The 20,164-nt window shown below is 67.2% G+C and carries 23 protein-coding genes, 1 tRNA gene and 1 pseudogene; 22 read left to right on the top strand and 3 right to left on the bottom strand.

Annotated features, from left to right (window positions below):
• Positions 1-132 precede the first annotated feature (132 nt).
• Genes N803_RS14685 through N803_RS14675 form a run of 3 tightly spaced genes read right to left on the bottom strand, consistent with a single transcriptional unit; the run spans position 133 to position 1,455 of the window.
• Entirely contained in the window at positions 133-630 is a 498-nt protein-coding gene (locus tag N803_RS14685) for a TY-Chap domain-containing protein (RefSeq protein ID WP_425402416.1), read from the bottom strand.
• A gap of 58 nt (positions 631-688) precedes the next feature.
• Complete coding sequence (locus N803_RS14680) at positions 689-1,168, bottom strand: DUF6301 family protein (RefSeq protein ID WP_035906695.1); 480 nt, start codon at positions 1,166-1,168, stop codon at positions 689-691.
• A 17-nt stretch (positions 1,169-1,185) separates the two neighbouring features.
• Complete coding sequence (locus tag N803_RS14675; protein WP_035906694.1) at positions 1,186-1,455, bottom strand: hypothetical protein; 270 nt, start codon at positions 1,453-1,455, stop codon at positions 1,186-1,188.
• Positions 1,456-1,520: 65 nt separating this feature from the next.
• Here N803_RS14675 and eno point away from each other — a divergent pair, with 65 nt between their 5' ends.
• The 22 genes and pseudogenes from eno to N803_RS18410 all read left to right on the top strand — a co-directional run bounded on the left by eno (position 1,521) and on the right by N803_RS18410 (position 20,129).
• Complete coding sequence (gene eno / locus N803_RS14670) at positions 1,521-2,813, top strand: phosphopyruvate hydratase (protein ID WP_035906693.1); 1,293 nt, start codon at positions 1,521-1,523, stop codon at positions 2,811-2,813.
• A gap of 10 nt (positions 2,814-2,823) precedes the next feature.
• Positions 2,824-3,417, top strand: coding sequence for an FtsB family cell division protein (locus N803_RS14665; protein ID WP_052112336.1), 594 nt, complete (start codon positions 2,824-2,826; stop codon positions 3,415-3,417).
• Positions 3,418-3,424: 7 nt separating this feature from the next.
• Positions 3,425-3,958 (top strand): DUF501 domain-containing protein, encoded by a 534-nt coding sequence (locus N803_RS14660; RefSeq protein WP_035906691.1) that lies wholly within the window; start codon positions 3,425-3,427, stop codon positions 3,956-3,958.
• A pseudogene (locus N803_RS18095) lies at positions 3,955-4,398 on the top strand (Ppx/GppA phosphatase family protein); the annotation flags it as partial. The gene N803_RS14660 and the pseudogene N803_RS18095, both read left to right, overlap by 4 nt.
• A gap of 20 nt (positions 4,399-4,418) precedes the next feature.
• Complete coding sequence (locus N803_RS14650) at positions 4,419-5,123, top strand: endonuclease/exonuclease/phosphatase family protein (protein WP_035906688.1); 705 nt, start codon at positions 4,419-4,421, stop codon at positions 5,121-5,123.
• Positions 5,124-5,293: 170 nt separating this feature from the next.
• A tRNA-Trp gene (locus tag N803_RS14645) sits at positions 5,294-5,366 on the top strand.
• A 31-nt stretch (positions 5,367-5,397) separates the two neighbouring features.
• Positions 5,398-5,670, top strand: coding sequence for a preprotein translocase subunit SecE (gene secE / locus N803_RS14640; RefSeq protein WP_035906686.1), 273 nt, complete (start codon positions 5,398-5,400; stop codon positions 5,668-5,670).
• Positions 5,671-5,737: 67 nt separating this feature from the next.
• Positions 5,738-6,724 carry a transcription termination/antitermination protein NusG gene (gene nusG, locus N803_RS14635; protein ID WP_245617304.1) on the top strand — a complete coding sequence of 329 codons (987 nt, stop codon included), beginning with the start codon at positions 5,738-5,740 and terminating at the stop codon, positions 6,722-6,724.
• A 70-nt stretch (positions 6,725-6,794) separates the two neighbouring features.
• Positions 6,795-7,229, top strand: a complete 435-nt coding sequence (gene rplK, locus N803_RS14630) for a 50S ribosomal protein L11 (RefSeq protein ID WP_035906684.1) — start codon at positions 6,795-6,797, stop codon at positions 7,227-7,229.
• A gap of 151 nt (positions 7,230-7,380) precedes the next feature.
• Positions 7,381-8,106: a 50S ribosomal protein L1 gene (gene rplA, locus N803_RS14625; protein WP_035906681.1), complete on the top strand. Its 726-nt coding sequence runs from the start codon at positions 7,381-7,383 to the stop codon at positions 8,104-8,106.
• A 117-nt stretch (positions 8,107-8,223) separates the two neighbouring features.
• Positions 8,224-9,045 (top strand): hypothetical protein, encoded by an 822-nt coding sequence (locus N803_RS14620; RefSeq protein ID WP_035906675.1) that lies wholly within the window; start codon positions 8,224-8,226, stop codon positions 9,043-9,045.
• A 233-nt stretch (positions 9,046-9,278) separates the two neighbouring features.
• The gene (locus N803_RS14615; protein ID WP_052112335.1) at positions 9,279-10,268 is read left to right on the top strand and encodes an ABC transporter ATP-binding protein; all 990 of its coding nucleotides are present in this window, start codon (positions 9,279-9,281) and stop codon (positions 10,266-10,268) included.
• A 5-nt stretch (positions 10,269-10,273) separates the two neighbouring features.
• Positions 10,274-11,032 carry an MlaE family ABC transporter permease gene (locus N803_RS14610; RefSeq protein ID WP_245617301.1) on the top strand — a complete coding sequence of 253 codons (759 nt, stop codon included), beginning with the start codon at positions 10,274-10,276 and terminating at the stop codon, positions 11,030-11,032.
• Between the two features lie 13 nt (positions 11,033-11,045).
• The gene (locus tag N803_RS14605) at positions 11,046-11,873 is read left to right on the top strand and encodes an MlaE family ABC transporter permease (protein ID WP_035906670.1); all 828 of its coding nucleotides are present in this window, start codon (positions 11,046-11,048) and stop codon (positions 11,871-11,873) included.
• A gap of 2 nt (positions 11,874-11,875) precedes the next feature.
• On the top strand, positions 11,876-13,189 hold the full coding sequence (locus tag N803_RS14600; RefSeq protein WP_052112334.1) for an MCE family protein: 1,314 nt from the start codon (positions 11,876-11,878) through the stop codon (positions 13,187-13,189).
• Positions 13,186-14,214: an MCE family protein gene (locus tag N803_RS14595; RefSeq protein WP_035906668.1), complete on the top strand. Its 1,029-nt coding sequence runs from the start codon at positions 13,186-13,188 to the stop codon at positions 14,212-14,214. Before N803_RS14600 ends, N803_RS14595 begins: the two co-directional genes overlap by 4 nt.
• Positions 14,211-15,182, top strand: coding sequence for an MCE family protein (locus N803_RS14590; protein ID WP_035906814.1), 972 nt, complete (start codon positions 14,211-14,213; stop codon positions 15,180-15,182). The genes N803_RS14595 and N803_RS14590 overlap by 4 nt, the downstream gene beginning before the upstream one ends.
• Entirely contained in the window at positions 15,179-16,423 is a 1,245-nt protein-coding gene (locus tag N803_RS14585) for an MCE family protein (protein WP_035906667.1), read from the top strand. The genes N803_RS14590 and N803_RS14585 overlap by 4 nt, the downstream gene beginning before the upstream one ends.
• Positions 16,420-17,634 carry an MCE family protein gene (locus N803_RS14580; protein ID WP_052112333.1) on the top strand — a complete coding sequence of 405 codons (1,215 nt, stop codon included), beginning with the start codon at positions 16,420-16,422 and terminating at the stop codon, positions 17,632-17,634. The genes N803_RS14585 and N803_RS14580 overlap by 4 nt, the downstream gene beginning before the upstream one ends.
• Positions 17,631-18,902: an MCE family protein gene (locus tag N803_RS14575; protein ID WP_035906665.1), complete on the top strand. Its 1,272-nt coding sequence runs from the start codon at positions 17,631-17,633 to the stop codon at positions 18,900-18,902. Before N803_RS14580 ends, N803_RS14575 begins: the two co-directional genes overlap by 4 nt.
• Positions 18,875-19,390: a hypothetical protein gene (locus N803_RS14570; RefSeq protein ID WP_245617299.1), complete on the top strand. Its 516-nt coding sequence runs from the start codon at positions 18,875-18,877 to the stop codon at positions 19,388-19,390. The genes N803_RS14575 and N803_RS14570 overlap by 28 nt, the downstream gene beginning before the upstream one ends.
• Positions 19,374-20,129: a hypothetical protein gene (locus N803_RS18410; RefSeq protein WP_156969803.1), complete on the top strand. Its 756-nt coding sequence runs from the start codon at positions 19,374-19,376 to the stop codon at positions 20,127-20,129. Before N803_RS14570 ends, N803_RS18410 begins: the two co-directional genes overlap by 17 nt.
• Positions 20,130-20,164: the final 35 nt, after the last annotated feature.

Raw genomic sequence — 20,164 nt, 5'->3', positions numbered from 1 at the left:
CCAAAGTGGTTCGCGAACCGCGGCGTGCCACCCGCCAGGCGTCAGCCTGCTCCGCAGCCATCGGCCAGTTGACGGTCGACCAGTACTCGAGTTGGTCGAGGGCCTGATCGACCGGGAGGTGGACGAGGTCGGTCACTCGGGTGCCAGGCCGAGGTCGGGCAGGGGGAGCGGGTTCTGTCCCGGGTCGGGCGGAGGCGGGGTTTCGCCGAACTCGTCGGGTTCGTCGTCGTCCCAACTGGCGCGTTCTGGTTCAGGGTCTTGCCACGCCTTGTAGGTGAGGGCGTCGGGGCTCGCCACGTCGTAGACCTCGTGCAGCGCGGTGATACACATATCGGCGATGCGACCGGTCTGGTCGAGCGTTGCGGGTAGGGCGACCGAGGTTGCCCAGTTGGGGTCCGTCGGCGTGTACGGCGTCCATCCCAGTTCGACGAGTCGCAGTTCTCCAGCGGCATCGGCGGGTCGTGCGAGGGTCGGGTTGGCGTTCGAGATGCACTCCGCATCGACCCGATCGTCGCGAGTCGCGAACTGCACGAACGCCCGGCTCGATCCGTCGCGGATGATCAGGAAGCTGCGGTCGTCGAGGTCTCGGATCACGCGGGACAAGCGAGTCCTGAATTCTGTCCAGTCCACTCTCAGTTCCTGTCCGTTCCGTGGTCGGCACTGCTGGGCGGTGCTGCGGTCAACGGCATCACCAGTCCCTCACGCTCTTCAGCATGGCCACCTGGTCGGGTGTCATGAAGACGGCCGCCACCGTTTTCGACTGGTAGATGCGGATGCCCCCGCGAGGCCCGAGGTCCCACCGGACTGCTGGTGTCGGGCGCTTGACCAGCGAGGCCTTGCCCCATGCCTCACGTCCGGCGGCGACGAATTCGCCGAAGGCGTCCTTCAACTGGTCAACCTCGTCTTCGTCGCTGCCGTCGACGTAGCCGGTGAGGAAGAGGCTGAATTGCTCGACCGATTCGGCGTCTCGGGCCAGGCCGAGCACAACCTGGAGGTGTGGCTCGAGCGGGTTGGTGCGCGCGTAGACCTGACCGTCTTCCTCCAGGCTCCACCCGATCTCAGTTGCTCGTTCCGCCGCCTCCGCCGCGCTCATGGGCCACGGCGCGTCGAGCCAGAACTCGAGTTGCTTGATGGCTTGTTCGACGGGAACGGTCGACAGGGAGGTCATCGGATTCCTTCTGGTTCTCAGTCTGGAAGCTGGATGCGGTCACGCTGCAAGATCATCTCGGTCACCCGCGTACGTACGGAGACGTGGCCAGTTGCCGAAGTGACCGGCTTGGCTTGTACGAGGTCGTCACGAACCTCGATGCTGCCATCCCGGATGGCGGCCGAGATCGGGGAGTCGGGACTCTTTTCGACGAAGCCACGCATTCCCTCGGCGATGTCGGGGTCACGCGAGTGGGTCGCGAACCGCTTTGTGCGTATGCCGGGATGCGGGTCGGTCGGACGGGGCACCTCCGCGATTGGCTACGCTCGGGGCGAACCCCTTCCACGCACCAGTCACCACCCCAGGAGCACCAGTGGCCAGCATCGACGCCGTCGGCGCACGCGAGATCCTCGACTCGCGAGGCAACCCCACCGTCGAGGTCGAGGTCGCCCTCGACGACGGCACCATCGCCCGTGCGGCCGTCCCCAGTGGCGCGTCGACCGGAGCCTTCGAAGCCGTTGAGCGCCGCGACGGCGACAAGGACCGCTACCTCGGCAAGGGTGTCGAGAAGGCCGTCGACGCCGTCATCGACGAGCTCGGCCCCAAGCTCCTCGGCTTCGAGGCCCACGACCAGCGCCTCATCGACGCCGAGATGCTCGCGATCGACGGCACGGACAACAAGGAGAAGATCGGCGCCAATGCGATCCTCGGTGTGAGCCTTGCGGTCTCCAAGGCCGCGGCCGAGTCCGCCGGCCTGCCGCTCTTCCGCTATGTCGGCGGTCCGAACGCGCGCGTGCTCCCCGTCCCGATGATGAACATCCTCAACGGTGGGTCGCACGCCGACTCCAACGTCGACATCCAGGAGTTCATGATCGCGCCGATCGGCGCCGACACGTTCCGCGAGGCCCTGCGCTGGGGGACCGAGGTCTACCACTCGCTCAAGGCCGTCCTCAAGGAGAAGGGCCTGTCGACCGGACTCGGCGACGAGGGCGGCTTCGCGCCGAACCTCGAGAGCAACCGTGCCGCGCTCGACCTCATCCTCGAGGCGATCGAGAAGGCCGGCTACACCCCGGGCGAGCAGATCGCGCTCGCGCTCGACGTTGCCGCCAGCGAGTTCTTCGAGGATGGCTCCTACGCCTTCGAGGGCGGCAAGAAGTCGGCCGACGAGATGGTGGACTACTACGCCGAGCTCGTCGACTCGTACCCGCTCGTGTCCATCGAGGACCCGCTCAACGAGGACGACTGGGACGGCTGGAAGTCCATGACCGACCGGCTCGGTTCTCGAGTCCAGCTCGTCGGCGACGACCTCTTCGTCACCAACCCCGAGCGCCTCGCCCGCGGCATCGAGTCCGGCACCGCCAACGCGCTCCTCGTCAAGGTCAACCAGATCGGTTCGCTCACCGAGACCCTCGACGCCGTCGAGCTGGCTCAGCGCAACGGCTACCGCTGCATGATGAGCCACCGCTCCGGCGAGACCGAGGACACGACGATCGCCGACCTCGCCGTCGCGACGAACTGTGGCCAGATCAAGACGGGCGCACCGGCCCGCTCCGAGCGCGTCGCCAAGTACAACCAGCTCCTGCGCATCGAGGAGGAGCTCGACGATGCGGCGGAGTACGCCGGCGCCGCAGCCTTCCCGCGCTTCTCCGCGGGCGCGAAGGCCTGAGGCCCGAGCCATGGCGCGCGGCAGCAGCCGAGGACCCGGAACGTCACCGCGACGTCCGGCGTCCTCGCGACCCTCGCCGCGCGCCAAGGCTCCCCGCGAGGCACGGTCCAGCCGGGCAAGCCGGGACACCGCAACCCGCACGGCGGTCAACGGCGCAGCAGGAGCCGGCTCCGACCACACGCCCCTCGCCGCCTGGCGCGGACGCCTCAACGCGGCCCGGTCCAATCGCCGTACCGTCCGCCGCGTCGGCCTCGCCGTCGTCCTGCTCTTCCTCGTCGTGCTCGTCGCCCCGACGTTGCGCGCCTACGTCCAGCAGCGCTCGGACATCAGCGCCCTGCGCGACAAGGTGGCCCAGCAGAAGGTCACGGTCGAGGAGCTCCAGAAGGAGCAGGCTCGCTGGGAGGACCCTGCCTATGTCGAGCAACAGGCTCGGACCCGGCTGAAGTTCGTCAAGCCGGGGGAGAAGTCCTACACGGTGCTCGACCCCGAGGTGGATCAACGTGACCCCTCCGTCGCGCACGTCCGGGAGAGCACTGACCCGTGGTACGACACGATCTGGTCCTCGATGCAGGCGGCCGATGTGCCCGCCAACCAGCGTCGGTGAACCGCCGATGACGACACCCCAGCACGAACCCGGCGAACCCGTCGACCAGGCCGACCTCGACGCCGTCGAGCGCCAGCTCGGCCGCATTCCGCGCGGCGTCGTCGAGGTCTCCCACCGCTGCCCGTGCGGTGAACCCGATGTCCTGCGCACCCTGCCCCGCCTGCCCGACGGCACGCCGTTCCCGACGTCGTTCTATGCCACGTGCCCCCGCCTCACCGGCGCCATCAGCACGCTCGAGTCGCAGGGCGTCATGCGCGAGATGACCGACCGTCTGGCGGAGGACGAGGACCTCGCGGCCCGTTATGCCGCCGCCCACGACGACTACCTCGCGCGCCGTGAGGAACTCGGACAGGTCGAGGAGATCCACGGCATCAGCGCCGGCGGCATGCCCAACCGGGTCAAGTGCCTCCACGTCCTCGCCGCCCACTCCCTCAGCGTCGGGAGGGGCATCAACCCGCTCGGCGACGAGACACTCGACCTCCTGCCCGACTGGTGGGAGACGAGCCCGTGCTCCGAGCTGGCCGAGGATTCACCTCAGTGACCCGCGTCGGGGCGATCGACTGCGGCACCAACTCCATGCGCCTGCTCATCGCCGACATCGATGTCTCGGGTCGCCTCATCGACGTCGTTCGCCGCACCGAAGTGGTGCGGCTCGGCTACGGCGTGGACCGCACCGGCGTCATCGACCCGGTCGCCATGGAACGCACCCTGCGGCAGACCGCGGAGTATGCCGGCCAGTGCCGTGAGCACTCCGTCTCCCGTGTGCGTTTCGTTGCCACGTCTGCCTCCCGCGATGCACGCAATGCGGCGGAGTTCGTGGCCGGCGTCGAAAAGGCTTTCGCCGCAACGGGATTCGACGTGTCGCCCGAGGTGGTCAGTGGCGACGAGGAGGCCAACCTCTCGTTCACCGGGGCGACCGGTGACCTCGTGGCCGCTGGCGTGCAGGGGCCCTATCTGGTCATCGACCTGGGTGGTGGATCACCCACAACACCCAGAAGAAGGTGGGCGCGGTCGACGCGGCCTTCGCCGAGGCGCGGTCGACCTCTGGCCCGGAGGTCATCCTGCTCCAGGAGATCTGCGCCGGGATGGTCGACGGCATCAAGAAGCGCATGGGGACGGCTGTCTATCGCGAGCGCAAGGCGTCCAACACCAACTGTGGCGGCGCCGGCATCGGCGAGATGGCGATCTGGACCGGAGGTGGGGTGCTCGGCACGTCGAAGCACAACCTCGGGGAGCCCCAGACCGGCGGCCACCTCTACGGCCTCGCCTGCGTCACCTTCACCCATGCCGGCCGCCCCACGCGCGCGTGTTCGACGCACCTCGCCGCGGGTGGCGCCGAGTTCGACCCGATCCGCCAGGCCACGGCCCGGGACATCCAGAGCAAGGCGAACACGTGGATCGGCGAGGGCAAGCGCGTCATCGTCGGCGGTGACTTCAACAGCCGTCCGGGCGACGCAGCGATGAACGCGATGTACGGCGTCGGACCGGCCTCCGGTGGCCCCTTCCGCGAGATCCACCAGACGCGCGGCGCGGACAATCAGGACCGAGGCGGTCTCAACACCTTCTACAAGAAGAAGATCGACTACATCTTCGTGAGCAAGGTCGACGCGAAGTCCTCCGGCGGCTCGGAGAACGTGTGCAAGAAGTGCACCCCGTCCGACCACCGCATGCTCTGGGGTTCCCTGCCACTCAAGGCGCGGGGCTGATCGAGGTCACTGACCTCACTGGCAGGTCGGGCACCTGACCTGGGGCGCCTCGGTCGCGACGGTTTCGCGTCGGGCCGGGGCGTCCCGTATGCTGTTTCCTCGGTGATCGCACCATGATCCGTCATGCCTGTGGTCACCTGCGGAACCTCCCTCCCAACGGGGGCGTTCCTAGGGCAGTGGCTCAATTGGTAGAGCACCGGTCTCCAAAACCGGCGGTTGGGGGTTCGAGTCCCTCCTGCCCTGCAGGTTCAGATCATTTCGGAGAAGAGGAATCGTGACGGAAGTGGGCCAGTCCCGCGACGCTCGTCGTGCGAGCAAGGGCACGAAGGACGGTCGCAATCCCGTTTCACGGCTCTTCGCCTCCCTGGGTCTGTTCATCAGCCAGATCCTCGACGAACTGCGCAAGGTCGTTCGTCCGACGCGCTCCGAGCTGTGGAACTACACGGTCGTCGTCATCGTGTTCGTCACCGTGATGATGGCGCTCGTGTCCGGCCTCGATTTCGGCTTCGGCAAGCTCGTCGCCTTCGTCTTCGGCAACGGCGGCTGAGTTCGCCCTCGTTGAGGTTGCGCCCGCCCCACCCGAAACAAACGCTGCACAGGAAGTAGGTCTGCACGTGTCCGACCAGTGGACGTCCCAGAACGACTCAGCCGCCGAGGCAGTGCCGTCGATGTCGGGCGACCCCGAGAACCTCGTGGTCGACGAGGTCATCGTCGACACCGAGAGCGGTCCGGTCGTCGAGGCTGAGGTCACCCCTGAGTCCGAGCTGACCGAGCGCGCCGAGTCCGACGCGGCCGACGCCTTCGGTGGCGAGGTCGAGGCTGACGAGACCGACGCGTCCGACGACGACGCTGACGAGATCACCGAGGACTCGCACGAGGCCGACGCGGACGACGACTCCGACGACGACGCTCCGGCGCAGTCCACCCTCGAGGCCGCGACGACCGAGTCCGACGAGGACGGCGACATCGTCCCGACCGACGTCGACCCGATCAAGGCGTTCAAGGAGGAGCTGGCCGCCAAGTTCGGCGACTGGTACGTCATCCACTCCTACGCGGGCTACGAGAACCGCGTGAAGACCAACCTCGAGACCCGGATCCAGTCCCTCAACATGGAGGACTTCATCTTCGAGATCCAGGTCCCGATGGAAGAGGTCACCGAGATCAAGAGCGGTCAGCGCAAGCTGGTCCGTCGCGTCCGGATGCCCGGATACGTCCTCGTCCGCATGGACCTCACCGACGAGTCGTGGGGCGCCGTGCGCCACACGCCCGGTGTCACCGGCTTCGTCGGCAACGCCCACCAGCCGGTGCCGCTGAGCCTCGACGAGGTCTACACGATGATCAAGCCGGCCGAGCTCGAGGTTGCAGCCGCTGCTGCTGCCGCCGGTTCGTCCGCTCCGGCCGCCGGTGGCGCCGCCGCCGAGGCCCCCGTCGTCGACTTCGAGGTCGGCGAGTCCGTCACCGTCATGGACGGCCCCTTCGAGACCCTTCCGGCGACGATCTCCGAGATCAACGCCGAGAGCCAGAAGCTCAAGGTTCTCGTCTCCATCTTCGGCCGGGAGACCCCGGTCGAGCTGTCGTTCAGCCAGGTCGCCAAGATCTGACGCTCGGCAACACTGCAACCGGGTCATCGCCCACGGCGTCGGCCCACCACCCAGTTAGGAAACACAGAGCATGCCTCCCAAGAAGAAGGTCGCAGGTTACATCAACCTGCAGATCCAGGCCGGTGCGGCCACCCCGGCTCCCCCCGTCGGTCCGGCCCTCGGTCAGCACGGTGTCAACATCATGGAGTTCGTCAAGGCGTACAACGCTGCGACCGAGCACCAGCGGGGCAACATCATCCCCGTCGTCATCACCGTCTTCGAAGACCGTTCCTTCACCTTCATCACGAAGACGCCCCCGGCGTCCGAGCTGATCAAGAAGGCCGCGGGTGTCCAGAAGGGCTCCGGCGAGCCGCACAAGACCAAGGTCGCGAACCTCACGGTCGACCAGGTCCGCGAGATCGCCGAGACCAAGATGCCCGACCTCAACGCCAACGACGTCGACGCCGCGATGAAGATCATCGCCGGCACCGCGCGTCAGATGGGCATCACGACCGACCTGGCGTGAGCCCGAGTCGGAACCACAAACGTTCGGTATGCCGTCCGCCCCAGGCGGGCGGACGGCATACCGGAATCGCTTTTCTCACCTGAGAGAGGCGAGTGGGAGGGCCAGCGCTGGTCCGGACCACAACTCCATCCCTGAATCACCAGGAGCAGAAATGAAGCGCAGCAAGAACTACCGCGCGTCCGCCGAGAAGATCGGCGCCGACAAGGTCTACACCCCGCTCGAGGCCGTGCGTCTCGCGAAGTCGGGCGCGAAGGCCAAGTACGACGAGACCGTCGAGGTCGCCATGCGTCTCGGCATCGACCCGCGCAAGGCCGACCAGATGGTCCGCGGCACGGTCAACCTCCCGCACGGCACGGGCAAGACCGCTCGCGTCCTCGTCTTCGCCAACGGCGACAAGGCTGACGCCGCCCGCGAGGCCGGCGCCGACTTCGTCGGTTCCGACGACCTCCTCGAGAAGGTTGCCGGCGGCTGGCTCGACTTCGACGCGATCGTCGCCACCCCTGACCTCATGGGCAAGGTCGGTCGTCTCGGCAAGGTCCTCGGTCCGCGTGGTCTCATGCCGAACCCGAAGACCGGCACCGTCACGATGGACACGGCCAAGGCCGTCTCCGACATCAAGGGCGGCAAGATCGAGTTCCGTGCCGACAAGCACGCGAACCTCCACTTCATCATCGGCAAGGCGTCCTTCGACGAGAAGCAGCTCGTCGAGAACTACGCCGCCGCGCTGGAGGAGGTCCTGCGTCTGAAGCCGTCGGCGTCGAAGGGCCGCTACATCAGCAAGGCGACCATGTCGACGACGATGGGTCCTGGCATCCCGCTGGACTTCACCAAGACCCGCAACCTGCTTGCCGACGATGAGGCCCAGGCCGACGCCTGAGTCCACCCTCGCTCACAGCGGCCCGACGTTCCACGGAGCGTCGGGCCGCTGCGTTGTGTGACCGGTAGCATTGTGGGGCCGCGCTCGGCGGCTCGATTCGGATCCACAGGGGGACTCATGAAGCTCAACCGTTCACTCACCGCTGCTCTCGCGCTCTCGCTCACCGCCGTCCTCGGTGCGTGTGGCTCGAACGACGCCGGCACGACGGACACGAAGTCCACGACCGGCAGCACCGCGAAGTCCGACGGCGCAGCCCAGGGCAAGGTCGGCGACGAGGTCGACCTGTCGGCCTTCTACGGCGACATCGCGACCGCGATGAAGGAGAAGAAGTCCTACCGGTTCACCGGCGACAGCGCCGCGGGCAAGCTGTCCGGTCAGATGCGGGTCGACGGCGACAAGACCGCGATGCGCATGGAGACGACGGTCGACGGTGAGGCCGCGACGATCCTCTTCGTCGACGGCGTCATGTACATGGGCGGCATGGACGACCTGCCCGCCGGCAAGACGTTCATCAAGATCGACCCCAAGGGCGACGACCCGATGAGCAAGATGATGGGTCCCGCCCTCTCCCAGATGGCGGAGTCGGCAGACCCCACCGCTGCGCTGGCCGACCTCGAGGGCCTCAAGGCCAAGGTCGTGGAGGTCAAGGATGGGACGACGACCTACGAGATGACGGTGACGGCGGAGCAGCAGCAGAAGCTGGCCGCCGAGAAGCTCAAGGACATGGGCATGGACACGGGCAGCCTGCCCACGCCGTCCACCGCGCCCGCGCCGATGGTCGTCCGCCAGACCATCGGGGCCGACAACCTGCCCACGGTCGTCAAGATCACCGGCAGCCCCGAGGCGACCATGACGATCACCTACTCCGGCTGGGGCGAGGACGTCGACGTGGCGGCTCCGCCGGCGGACAAGGTGGCGACCTTCTCCGACATGATGTGAGCCACGTGGGTGACCGTTCCGTCACCTGCGTGAACCACAAGAGCCTCACCCGTTCGGGTGGGGCTCTTGTGCGATGTTCGGGCAGTGTGACGTGGGCTGCTCTTTGTCTTCGAGGACTTGAAACCGAAGTAACCCCGGGGTAACTTCGCCGAAGCCCTGTTGCACTGCCGCCTCGGGATGTCACGCGAGACGGCACCCCCCGGCCATGCAACGGGCTGGAGAGTGAGTGCTGCATGGGTGTCTCGATCGAGGTGCGCGGACTGACCAAGTCCTTCGGTTCCCAGAAGATCTGGAACGACGTCACCCTCACCCTCCCCGCAGGCGAGATCTCGGTCATGCTCGGCCCGTCGGGCACCGGCAAGTCGGTCTTCCTCAAGACCCTCGTGGGCCTGCTCAAGCCCGACGAGGGGCAGATCATCATCGAGGGCCAGGACCTTGTCACCCTCAAGGAGGGTGACCTCTACGAGGTCCGCAAACTCTTCGGCGTCCTCTTCCAGGACGGCGCGCTCTTCGGGTCGATGAACCTCTATGACAACGTGGCGTTCCCGCTGCGCGAGCACACCCGCAAGTCCGAGTCCGACATCCGCAACATCGTCCTCGAGAAGATGGACCTCGTCGGTCTGAGCGGCGCCGAGGACAAGCTGCCGGGCGAGATCTCCGGCGGAATGCGCAAGCGCGCCGGCCTGGCTCGCGCGCTCGTGCTCGACCCCGAGATCCTCCTCATCGACGAGCCCGACTCGGGTCTGGACCCGGTGCGCACGTCCTACATCAACCAGCTCTTCATCGACCTCAACGCGCAGATCGACGCGACCTTCCTCATCGTCACGCACGACATCAACTCGACCCGCACAGTGCCCGACAACATCGGGTTGCTCTATCACAAGCACCTCGCGATGTTCGGGCCGCGCGAGATGCTGCTCAGCTCCGAGGAGCCGGTCGTGCGCCAGTTCCTCAACGCCCAGACGGTCGGCCCGATCGGCATGTCGGAGGAGAAGGACGCCGATGAGCTCGCGGCCGAGTCCGGCAAGGAGCTCCCGCCCCTGCCGCCGATCCCGCTCCAGCTGGGCACGAGCGACGGGACGCCGCGACGGGCCGAGAAGCCGGCCGGGGAGTGGTGCCGCGCCAACGGCATCGTGCCGCCGCCCGGCAGCTTCCTGTCGGGCAACGCGGGTGTGCCGGGTGTCCCCCAGAACGTCGAGGCAGGGCGGGCCGCGCTCTCATGAATCTGTTGACCTCGCCGATCAAACAGGCGGGGGCGCTCTTCGCCCTTGCCCTCGACGTCCTGCGTGCGCTGCCGAAGCGGCCGTTCCAGACCAAGGAGTTCATCCAGCAGTGCTGGTTCATCGCCTCGGTGACGATCGTGCCCACGGCGCTCGTGTCGATCCCCTTCGGCGCGGTCATCGCCCTCCAGCTCGGCACCCTGACGCGGCAACTCGGGGCCCAGTCGTTCACCGGTGCGGCGTCGGTCCTCGCGGTGGTGCGTGAGGCCTCACCGATCGTCACGGCGCTGCTCATCGCCGGTGCCGGTGGCTCGGCGATCTGCGCCGACCTCGGGTCGCGCAAGATCCGCGAGGAGATCGACGCGATGGAGGTGCTCGGCATCAGCCCGATCCAGCGCCTCGTCGTGCCGCGTGTCCTCGCCGCGATGCTCGTCTCGCTCCTCCTCAACGGCCTCGTGTCCGTCGTCGGTGTCGCGGGCGGCTACTTCTTCAACGTCGTCATCCAGGGTGGGACCCCGGGTGCCTATCTCGCGTCGTTCACGGCGCTGGCCCAACTCGCCGACCTGTGGACCTCGGAGATCAAGGCCGTCCTCTTCGGCATGGTCGCGGCGATCGTGGCGTCCTACAAGGGACTGACGGCTGGCGGTGGCCCCAAGGGGGTCGGTGATGCCGTGAACCAGGCGGTCGTCATCACCTTCATGCTGCTCTTCGTCATCAACTTCGTCGTCTCGGCGATCTACTTCCAAGTCGTCCCGCAGAAGGTCTGAGGGGAGACGACACATGAGCACCGTCAAGGAACTCGCGGGCCGACCGGGCAAACTGCTCGACAGCCTGAGCGACCAGATGTACTTCTACGTGCGCTCGCTGGCGTGGAGCCCGCGCACCCTCCGGCGCTACAAGAAGGAGATCATGCGGCTCCTTGCCGAGGTCTCCCTCGGCAGCGGCGCCCTGAGCGTCATCGGTGGCACCGTCGGTGTGCTGACCTTCATGGCCTTCTTCACCGGAAGCCAGGTCGGCCTCCAGGGCTACTCCTCGCTCAACCAGCTCGGCACGGGCGCGTTCGCCGGCTTCCTCGCGGCCTACCTCAACACGCGCGAGATCGCTCCGCTCGTCGCCGGGCTCGCGCTCGCGGCGACGGTCGGGTGTGGCTTCACCGCGCAGCTCGGAGCCATGCGCATCTCGGAGGAGGTTGATGCCCTCGAGGTGATGGGCATCCCGTCGCTGCCCTTCCTCGTGACGACGCGCATGATCGCCGGCTTCGTCGCGGTCATCCCGCTCTACGTGATCGGTCTGCTCTCGTCGTATGCCGCGACGAGGTTCATCGTCACTGACTACTTCGGGCAGTCCAAGGGCACCTACGACCACTACTTCCATCTGTTCTTACCGCCGATGGACATTCTCTATTCGTTCCTCAAGGTGCTCGTCTTCGCGGTGATCATCATCCTGATCCACTGCTACTACGGCTACACCGCGAGCGGCGGTCCCGCCGGTGTGGGCGTCGCTGTCGGCAAGGCGGTGCGGACCTCGATCGTCGCGGTCAACCTCGTGGACTTCTTCTTCTCGCTCGCGGTCTGGGGCGCGACCGCCACGGTGAGGATCGCGGGATAGCCATGGCCGGATCCACGACCCTCGGACGATGGGGACACCGCACCTATGGTGTGGCGTTCATCGTCATCGTCGCCCTGCTCCTGTCGTTGTCCATCGCGTCGTTCAAGAAGGTCTTCACCGACGTCGTCGAGGTGACCCTCAAGACCGACCGCATCGGCAGCCAGCTCCAGGAGGCGTCCGACGTCAAGATCCGCGGCCTCATCGTCGGTGAGGTCCGCAGCATTGACTCCGACCTCAACGGCGCGACCCTGCACCTCGCTCTCAAGCCCGAGATGGTCAGCCTCATCCCGGCCAAGGTGAGCGCCCGCCTCCTGCCCAAGACCCTCTTCGGTGAGCGCTACGTCGACCTCGTGCCGCCGGAGGGACAGCCGGGCCGAGCCATCCGGGCTGGTGACGTCATCCCGCAGGACCGGACGACGGTGGCGATCGAGCTCCAGGAGGTCTTCGACGACCTGTTGCCGCTGCTCCGTTCGATCGACCCGGCGAAGCTCTCGGCGACGCTCAACGCGCTCGCGACGGCGCTCGACGGTCGCGGCACGAAGCTCGGCCAGAACCTCGTCCTCGTCGACAAGTACTTCACCGCGCTCAACCCCCATATGCCGACGATCCAGGCGGACATCTCGGGTCTTGCCGACCTGGCCAGCACGTATGCCGTCGCGGCACCTGACCTGCTTCGCGCGGCGAAGGCGTTGCTCACCACCAACGCGACGATCGTCGAGAAGCAGAAGGAGCTCTCCGGCTTCCTCGCTGGCACCGCCGGCTTTGCCAACACGACCGCCGGCTTCCTCGAGACGAACCAGAACCGGATCATCCAGGTGGGGCGCGTCCAGCGGCCGACGCTGCAGGTGCTGGCCAAGCACTCACCGATCTATCCGTGCTTCACCCAGGGTCTCGTCAACTGGCTGCCCCGCGTGCGCGACGTCGTCCGTGACGGCGTCTTCCACATCACGCTCGAACTGCCGCCGCAGCGCGAGGCCTACCACCCCGGTGAGGAGCCGACCTGGGGGGACAAGCGGGCGCCGGAGTGCAAGGGCCTCCCGGACAACCCGCCGGGAAGTCAGGCGAAGCCGCGCAAGGGGTCGAAGTTCGACGATGGCACCGATGGTGCCCCGACGTATGCGACGTTCTCGGGGCTGCCCCAGATGTTCCTCTCGGACGAGGGTGCGCAGATTCCGTCGGTCGACTCCGGTCTTGCGGGCACCGCCGAGGAGCAACAGCTGGTCGGCGCCCTTGTGGGGGTCAAGGAAGGCGAGGACGCCTCTCTCGCAACGCTTCTCGCCGGTCCGATGATGCGTGGGACGGTGGTCAACCAGTGAAGACCACGCCCAGCCTGATCAAGTTCCTCGTGTTCGCACTCGTGACGATCCTCGCCACGGGAACGCTGGCCGCGACGATCGCCAACATCCAGCCCGGCGACCGGAATGCCTTCAAGGCGGTGTTCACCGACGTCACCGGACTGGCCAAGGGCCACGAGGTCCGGATCGCCGGTGTCCGCGTGGGGACGGTCAAGGACATCGCCGTCTCGAAGGACCGCACACACGCCGACGTGACCTTCGACGTCCTGTCGTCGAGCACCCTCACGCGGGGCACGGTCGCGACGATCAAGTACCGCAACCTCGTGGGCGAGCGCTACATCGCCCTCACCCAGGGGCCGGGGGAGGCCACCCCGCTCAAGGACGGCGACACGATCCCGCTCGAGCGCACGCACCCCGCCCTGGACCTGACCGTTCTGTTCAACGGTTTCAAGCCGCTCTTCGCGGCACTGTCGCCCAAGGACGTCAACGAGCTCTCGGCCCAGATCATCTCGGTCCTCCAGGGCGAGGGCGGCAACATCAACACCCTGCTCGGTCAGACCGCCTCGCTCACGTCGACGCTCGCCGACCGTGACAAGGTCATCGGCCGCGTCATCACCAACCTCACGACCGTCCTCACGACCGTCGAGCAGCACGACACGGCACTGGGTGAACTCCTCATCCAGCTGCAGCGCTTCGTGTCCGGCCTCGCCGCCGACCGCAAGGCGATCGGTGAGTCGCTGACCAACATCAACTCGCTCGCCGACGAGACCGCGCAACTCCTCGCTGCCGGCCGCCCGGACCTCAAGACCGACATCGCCCAGCTGGGCGCCCTCAGCAAGAACCTCAACGAGCCCGCCAACACGCAGCTCTACGAGAAGTTCATCACCGGTGCTCCGAACAAGATCAACACCATCACCCGCACGACGACCTACGGCTCCTGGTTCAACTTCTACCTGTGCCGGTTCGACGTGAAGAACCTGCTTCTGCCGACCGGGCCGACACCGGGTGGTCTCGGCTACAACGTTGCTTCAGCGAGGTGCCGATGAGCACGCCATTCCGCGCCCGCAACCCGTTGCCCATCGGCATCGCGGGCCTCGTCGCGATCGGCCTCGTGCTTCTCGCGGCCTTCAACGCGTCGAAGCTGCCACTCATCGGAGGCGGCGAGTCCTATACCGCCTCGTTCAGCGAGGCCGGCGGGCTGCGCTCGGGCGACGAGGTCCGCATCGCCGGCGTCCGGGTCGGCAAGGTGACCGACGTTCGCCTCGCCGGCAACCGGGTCGATGTCGACCTGCGCATCACGGAGGACGTCTCGTTCGGTCCCGAGTCCGGTGCCTCGATCCGGATGAAGACCCTTCTCGGCCAGAAGTTCGTCTCGCTCGAGCCCAAGGGCCGTGGCCAGCTGCCCGAGGGTTCGACGATCCCGTTGTCTCGCACCGTGTCGAGCTACGACATCATCGACGCCTTCTCGGACCTCACCGAGACCACGGAGCGCATCGACACCAAGCAGCTCGCAGCATCACTCGACACCCTGGCGAGTGAGTTCTCGGACACCCCTGAGAACGTCCGTCTCGCCCTGGACGGTCTGACGCGGCTCTCGCGCACCATCGCCAGCCGGGACACGGAGCTTCAGGCGCTGCTCAAGGCGAGCAACTCGGTGTCCGGCACCCTCGCCGACCAGAACAAGGTCATCGAGAAGATCATCACCGACGGTGATCTCCTCCTCGCCGAGCTCTACGAGCGGCGCGACGCGATCCACACCCTCTTCACCAACACGAGCGCGATGGCGGTCCAGATCACTGGTCTCGTCCGCGACAACCGGGCCTCGCTCGGGCCGGCCCTCACCGAGCTCAACGGTGTCCTCGAGACGCTGCGCAAGCACGAGGCGGACCTCACGAAGACGATCGACGCCATGGTGCCGTTCACCCGGGTCTTCGCCAGCGCGCTGGGCACCGGCCCCTGGTTCGACACCTACATCCAGAACCTCACGGTTCCCATCGGGACGGTGGGTCGATGAAGCACGGTACGAAGCCCATCCTGGGCAAGGTCGTCGCGGCCCTCGTCGTCGTCGGTCTCGTCGCGGCCGCTTTCGTCTGGTGGCCCCGCGGCGACAAGGTGACGGTCACCGGCGACTTCGCGCGCGCGGTCGGTCTCTTCCCGGGTTCCGATGTGCGTGTTCTCGGCGTGCACGTCGGCAAGGTGACGGCGGTCGAGCCGCGCGGCGAGATCGTCCGCGTCACCTTCGAGGTCGACGAGGACGTCAAGATCCCGGCGGAGGCCAAGGCGGCCGTCGTCGCGCCCTCGCTCGTCAGCGACCGCTACGTGCAGCTGCTCCCGGCCTACACGTCCGGACCGGTGATGCACGACGGTGCGAAGATCCCGCGCGAGCGCACCGCTGTCCCGGTCGAGCTCGACCGCATCTCGCAGACCCTTGACGACCTCATGGTGGCCCTCGGCCCCGAGGGCGCCAATAAGGAGGGCGCCCTCACCCGGGTCCTCGACACGAGTGCCCGCAACCTCAAGGGCAACGGCCAGAACCTTCACGACATGAATCGCGGTCTCTCACAGGCGGTTCAGACGTTCGCCGAGGGGCGAGGCGACCTCTTCTCGACGGTGAAGAACCTCGAGACCTTCACCGGCATGCTCGCCACGAACGACGAGCAGGTGCGCCGTCTCAACACCGACCTCTCCAAGGTCTCGGACCAGCTCGACGGGGAACGCGACGACCTCCAGAACGCCTTGAAGAACCTCGCCGTCGCGCTCAACGAGATCTCGAGCTTTGTCAAGGACAACCGGACGGTGCTCACCAAGGACGTCGAGCAACTCACCGGGCTGACGACGGCGGTGGCCGCGAAGCGCGACGCACTGGCCCAGACGCTCGACAACGCTCCGGTCGCACTGTCGAACCTCCAGCTCGCCTACAACCCGTCCTCGGGCACCCTCGACACACGCACCAACATCCAGGGCCTCGACGACCCGGCGCTTCTCCTCTGCTCGCTGCTCACCGGGCCGACGGGGACGGGCAACTCCAACCCGAACCTCTGCACGCTCCTCCAGGGGCTCATCCCCAAGGGCGGCATCCCCATCATCGGTGGACTGCTCAACCTGCCCGGCCTGTCGGCCCTCCCGTCAGCCTTCACCGTCCCGCAGGTCGCCGCCGCCGTCGCGCCGAAGGCGCCCGCGAAGGAGACCGTCGACGTCACCATCCGTGGCGCCGACGCCACCCTGGGTGGCCTGCTCCCGAAGGAGAAGCCATGACGTATGCCGTCCGCGCACCTCGCGCGATCGTCCTCGCCGTCGTCACGGCGCTCCTTCTCAGCTCGTGCCAGGGCGCGTTCGACCTGCCCCTCCCCGGAGGCGCCAAGGGCGACGGCCCGTCGATGACCGTCAAGGTCGACTTCGCCGACGTCCTCGACCTCGTGCCCAAGTCGGCCGTGAAGATCAACGAGGTGGCCGTGGGCCAGGTCGAGAAGATCGAGCTCAACGGCTGGACTGCGCGCGTGACGCTGACGATTCCGGAGTCGAGCAAGTTGCCCGACAACGCGACCGCCGAGCTCAAGCAGACGTCCCTGCTCGGCGAGAAGTACATCTCGCTGGCCGGGCCTGCCGACGGCAAGGGCACCGGCACGCTGTCCAACGGTGACCTCATCCCGATCGAACGGACCAACCGCAATCCGGAGGTCGAGGAAGTCCTGTCGGCGATGTCCCTCCTCCTCAACGGCGGTGGCATCGGCCAGCTCGGCGTCATCGAGCGCGAGCTCAACAATGCGCTGCGCGGCAACACCGACGAGATCAAGCACCTCATCGGCGAGCTCAACACCTTCATCGGCGGCCTCGAGGACCAGAAGGCCGAGATCGTGCGCGCCATCGACATGGTCGACAAACTGTCGGCCCGTCTGGCGGAGCAGAAGGACCTCATCGGCAAGACCCTCGAGGAGATGCCGAAGGGCCTGAAGATCCTCGCGGATCAGCGCATCCAGCTCACCCAGATGCTGCAGGCACTGAGCCGCCTCGGCGATGTCGGCACCAAGGTCATCAAGGGCTCGAAGGAGGACACGCTCGCCAACCTCAAGGCGCTCGCTCCCGTGCTCACCCAGCTCAACAAGGCCGGGGATGCATTGCCGCAGTCGCTCGAGCTCCTCCTCACCTACCCGTTCCCGGACAAGGTGCTCGAGGCGATCAAGGGCGACTACGTGAACCTCGGCATCACGGCCGACCTCGACCTGCGCGAGCTCAAGCTCCTGGAGAACGGACTTCCCGGGACGCCGCTGCCCAAGGTGACCCTGCCGACCCTCCCGACCCTCCCGAAGGTGCCGGTGCCGACGCCGTCGCTCCCGATTCCGCTGCCCACGGGCAACACCCCGAAGCCGACCAGCACCTCCGGCAACCCGCTCTGCCCGCCGATCTGCCTCGACGGATCAGGCGAGGACGAGTCGTGGACGACGCTCTACGGAGGCGGTGCCGCATGATCCGCACCTTCACCAAGGCCCAGCTCGCGGCCTTCCTCCTCATCACCATCGTGGGTGTCTCCATCCTGTCGGCGAACTACATCGGCCTCACCCAGCGACTCCTCGGCGGCGGTGCGAAGTTCTCGGCGAGCTTCGCCCAGTCCGGTGGCATCTTCGTCGGCTCCGAGGTGACCTACCGCGGGGTCAAGGTCGGGCGCGTCACCGGTCTGGAACTCGAGAAGGACGGCGTCCTCGTCGAGGCCCAGCTCGACCGCGGCGCGGAGGTCCCCAAGGACACCCTCGCCGTCGTCGAGAACCGCTCGGCCGTCGGCGAGCAGTACCTCGATCTCCAGCCACGATCGTTCGGAGGTGCGAACCTCGAGACGGGAGACGTCATCCCGCGCAAGGACACGGCATACCCGATTCGCGTCGACCAGCTTCTGCTCGACGTCGACAAGACCGTGAAGTCGGTCGACCATGACGACCTGCGCACCGTGATCGACGAGCTCGGCACCGGCTTCGAGGGCGCTGGCCCTGATCTCGGGCGACTCATCGACAACGGAAACCTCCTGACCCAGGCCGCCATCGACGCCCTGCCGGAGACGGTGCGCCTCCTCCAGCAGAGCAAGACTGTCCTCGACACGCAGCGCGAGACGGCGCCGGAGATCAAGAACTTCGCTGCCGACTTCGCCGCCCTGTCGGAGACCCTGCAGAAGTCCGACGCCGACCTGCGACTCATCCTCGACCGCGGAGTCGTGGCATCGAAGGAACTCGAGACGCTCGTCAAGGACAACGAGGCCGACCTCGGCGTCCTCATCGCCAACCTCATCACCATCGGCCAGGTGACGACCTCGCGCATCGACGGTGTCGAGCAGATGTTCGTCACCTACCCGGAGGCCGTCATCGGCGGCTACACCGTGGTGCCCGGGGATGGCACGGCACACTTCGGCCTGCAGACGGCACTGCAGCCCACCGCCTGCACGAAGGGCTACGAGGGGACGAAGAAGATCGACCCGAACCAGACGCAGAACCTGCCGCCGCTCAACACGAAGGCCGGCTGCACGTTGCCGCGTGGCTCCGCGTCGAACGTCCGCGGTGCCCAGAACGCCCCCAGGCCGCGCAGCGGCGTCGCCTCGTCGCACCCCCTCGCGATGGGCGGTCAGCTGCTGCCCCTGGGCAACGACGCGTTCGGCTCGGGATCCCCCCAGCTGTCGGCACCCCTCGCGCCGACCGGCGGAGCAGCAGGGGCAGACTCGTGGTCATGGATCATGCAGGAGGCCGCGCGATGAGCCGGTTCACCCCGGCCCGCGTCCTGTGGGCCCTCACCGCCCTCACCCTCGTGGCGACGGTGGCGCTCGCCGCGACGCGCGGCCGCGACTGGTGGGACGCACGCCAGACGGAGAGCGCCCAGCAGGAAGCCCTCGCAGCCGGACGTCAGCTCGCCGTCAACTTCGCGACGATCGACTACCGCAAGGTCGACCAGGACACCGCGCGGGTCAAGTCGGGCGCAACGGGGGAGTTCCTCGCGAGCTACACGTCGCAGCTCGACGACCTCAAGAAGGTCATCGTCGACAACAAGTCGGTGAGCACGGTCGAGCGTTCCGAAGCCGCACTCGTCAGCGGCGACCGTGACTCCGCGACCGTCATCGTCGGCATCATCGCGCCGACGAGCAACACGGTCGTGCCGCAGGGCGAGAAGAAGACCTATCGCACCAAGCTCGGCCTGCGCCGGGTGGGCGAGCAGTGGAAGGTGGAGCGCCTTGAGTTCGTCGGCTAACCGTCGCCCCCGCGTGGCCGGGCAGCGTCGGCGACCGCAGCGTCCCGACGAGGTCGTCGCAAACCCGACCTCGGACGCGGACACGTCCGAGGAGCTCGTGACCGAGGACTTGGTCGACGACTCGGTCGAGGCCTCGCATGAGGACTCGAGCGACGACTCGGCAGGGGAGACCCTCGCCGCCGAGGACATCTCACCGGAGACCTCCGACGAGGACGAGTCACCCGAGGTCGTCGATGACGAGGACTCCTCCGCCGGTGCCGTCACGCGTCGGTTCCCGGTCCTTCCGGCTGTTGCGTTCGCCATCGCGCTGGCGCTGCTCGCCGCCGTTCTCCTCGTCACCCGTGCGGATCCCGAGGCGCGCAGCCGGGACGCGAGCGCGGCTGCGGCAACGGCTCGCTCGACGCTCGAGCAGATCCTCAGCTACAACCACTCGACGATGACGCAGCAGATCCCGGCGAACCAGGCGCTCCTCACCGGCACGTTCAAGAGCGAGTTCGGCCAGACGATGACCAAGACGATCGTGCCCATGGCACAGAAGGACAAGACGGTCGTCAAGGCCCGCGCCTACGAGGTCGGTGTCATGTCGCAGACCGACGACACCGTGACGGTGCAGGCGTTCGTCAACCAGGCCCGCACGAGCGATGCCCAGAAGGAACCGTCCATCGACCAGAACCGCGTCATCGCGACGATGCAGCGCGTCGGCGACCGGTGGCTCATCTCGACGCTCAAGGCCTACTGAGCCGCCTCGGACACACGTCGATTCGTGGCGTCCCG

The organism is Knoellia subterranea KCTC 19937 (assembly GCF_000768685.1).
In the GTDB taxonomy this organism is placed as follows: Bacteria; Actinomycetota; Actinomycetes; order Actinomycetales; family Dermatophilaceae; genus Knoellia; species Knoellia subterranea.
The sequence above is the reverse complement of the archived record's forward strand: the minus strand, read 5'-3'. Positions and strand labels throughout refer to the sequence as shown.

Bases quoted from the DNA above. Each gene is read 5' to 3' on its own strand.
- N803_RS14680 (WP_035906695.1), bottom strand. From the start codon at position 1,168: ATGACCTCCCTGTCGACCGTTCCCGTCGAACAAGCCATCAAGCAACTC.
- N803_RS14665 (WP_052112336.1), top strand. From the start codon at position 2,824: ATGGCGCGCGGCAGCAGCCGAGGACCCGGAACGTCACCGCGACGTCCG.
- N803_RS14660 (WP_035906691.1), top strand. From the start codon at position 3,425: ATGACGACACCCCAGCACGAACCCGGCGAACCCGTCGACCAGGCCGAC.
- rplK (WP_035906684.1), top strand. From the start codon at position 6,795: ATGCCTCCCAAGAAGAAGGTCGCAGGTTACATCAACCTGCAGATCCAG.
- rplA (WP_035906681.1), top strand. From the start codon at position 7,381: ATGAAGCGCAGCAAGAACTACCGCGCGTCCGCCGAGAAGATCGGCGCC.
- N803_RS14620 (WP_035906675.1), top strand. From the start codon at position 8,224: ATGAAGCTCAACCGTTCACTCACCGCTGCTCTCGCGCTCTCGCTCACC.
- N803_RS14615 (WP_052112335.1), top strand. From the start codon at position 9,279: ATGGGTGTCTCGATCGAGGTGCGCGGACTGACCAAGTCCTTCGGTTCC.
- N803_RS14605 (WP_035906670.1), top strand. From the start codon at position 11,046: ATGAGCACCGTCAAGGAACTCGCGGGCCGACCGGGCAAACTGCTCGAC.
- N803_RS14600 (WP_052112334.1), top strand. From the start codon at position 11,876: ATGGCCGGATCCACGACCCTCGGACGATGGGGACACCGCACCTATGGT.
- N803_RS14590 (WP_035906814.1), top strand. From the start codon at position 14,211: ATGAGCACGCCATTCCGCGCCCGCAACCCGTTGCCCATCGGCATCGCG.
- N803_RS14585 (WP_035906667.1), top strand. From the start codon at position 15,179: ATGAAGCACGGTACGAAGCCCATCCTGGGCAAGGTCGTCGCGGCCCTC.
- N803_RS14580 (WP_052112333.1), top strand. From the start codon at position 16,420: ATGACGTATGCCGTCCGCGCACCTCGCGCGATCGTCCTCGCCGTCGTC.
- N803_RS14575 (WP_035906665.1), top strand. From the start codon at position 17,631: ATGATCCGCACCTTCACCAAGGCCCAGCTCGCGGCCTTCCTCCTCATC.
- N803_RS14570 (WP_245617299.1), top strand. From the start codon at position 18,875: ATGGATCATGCAGGAGGCCGCGCGATGAGCCGGTTCACCCCGGCCCGC.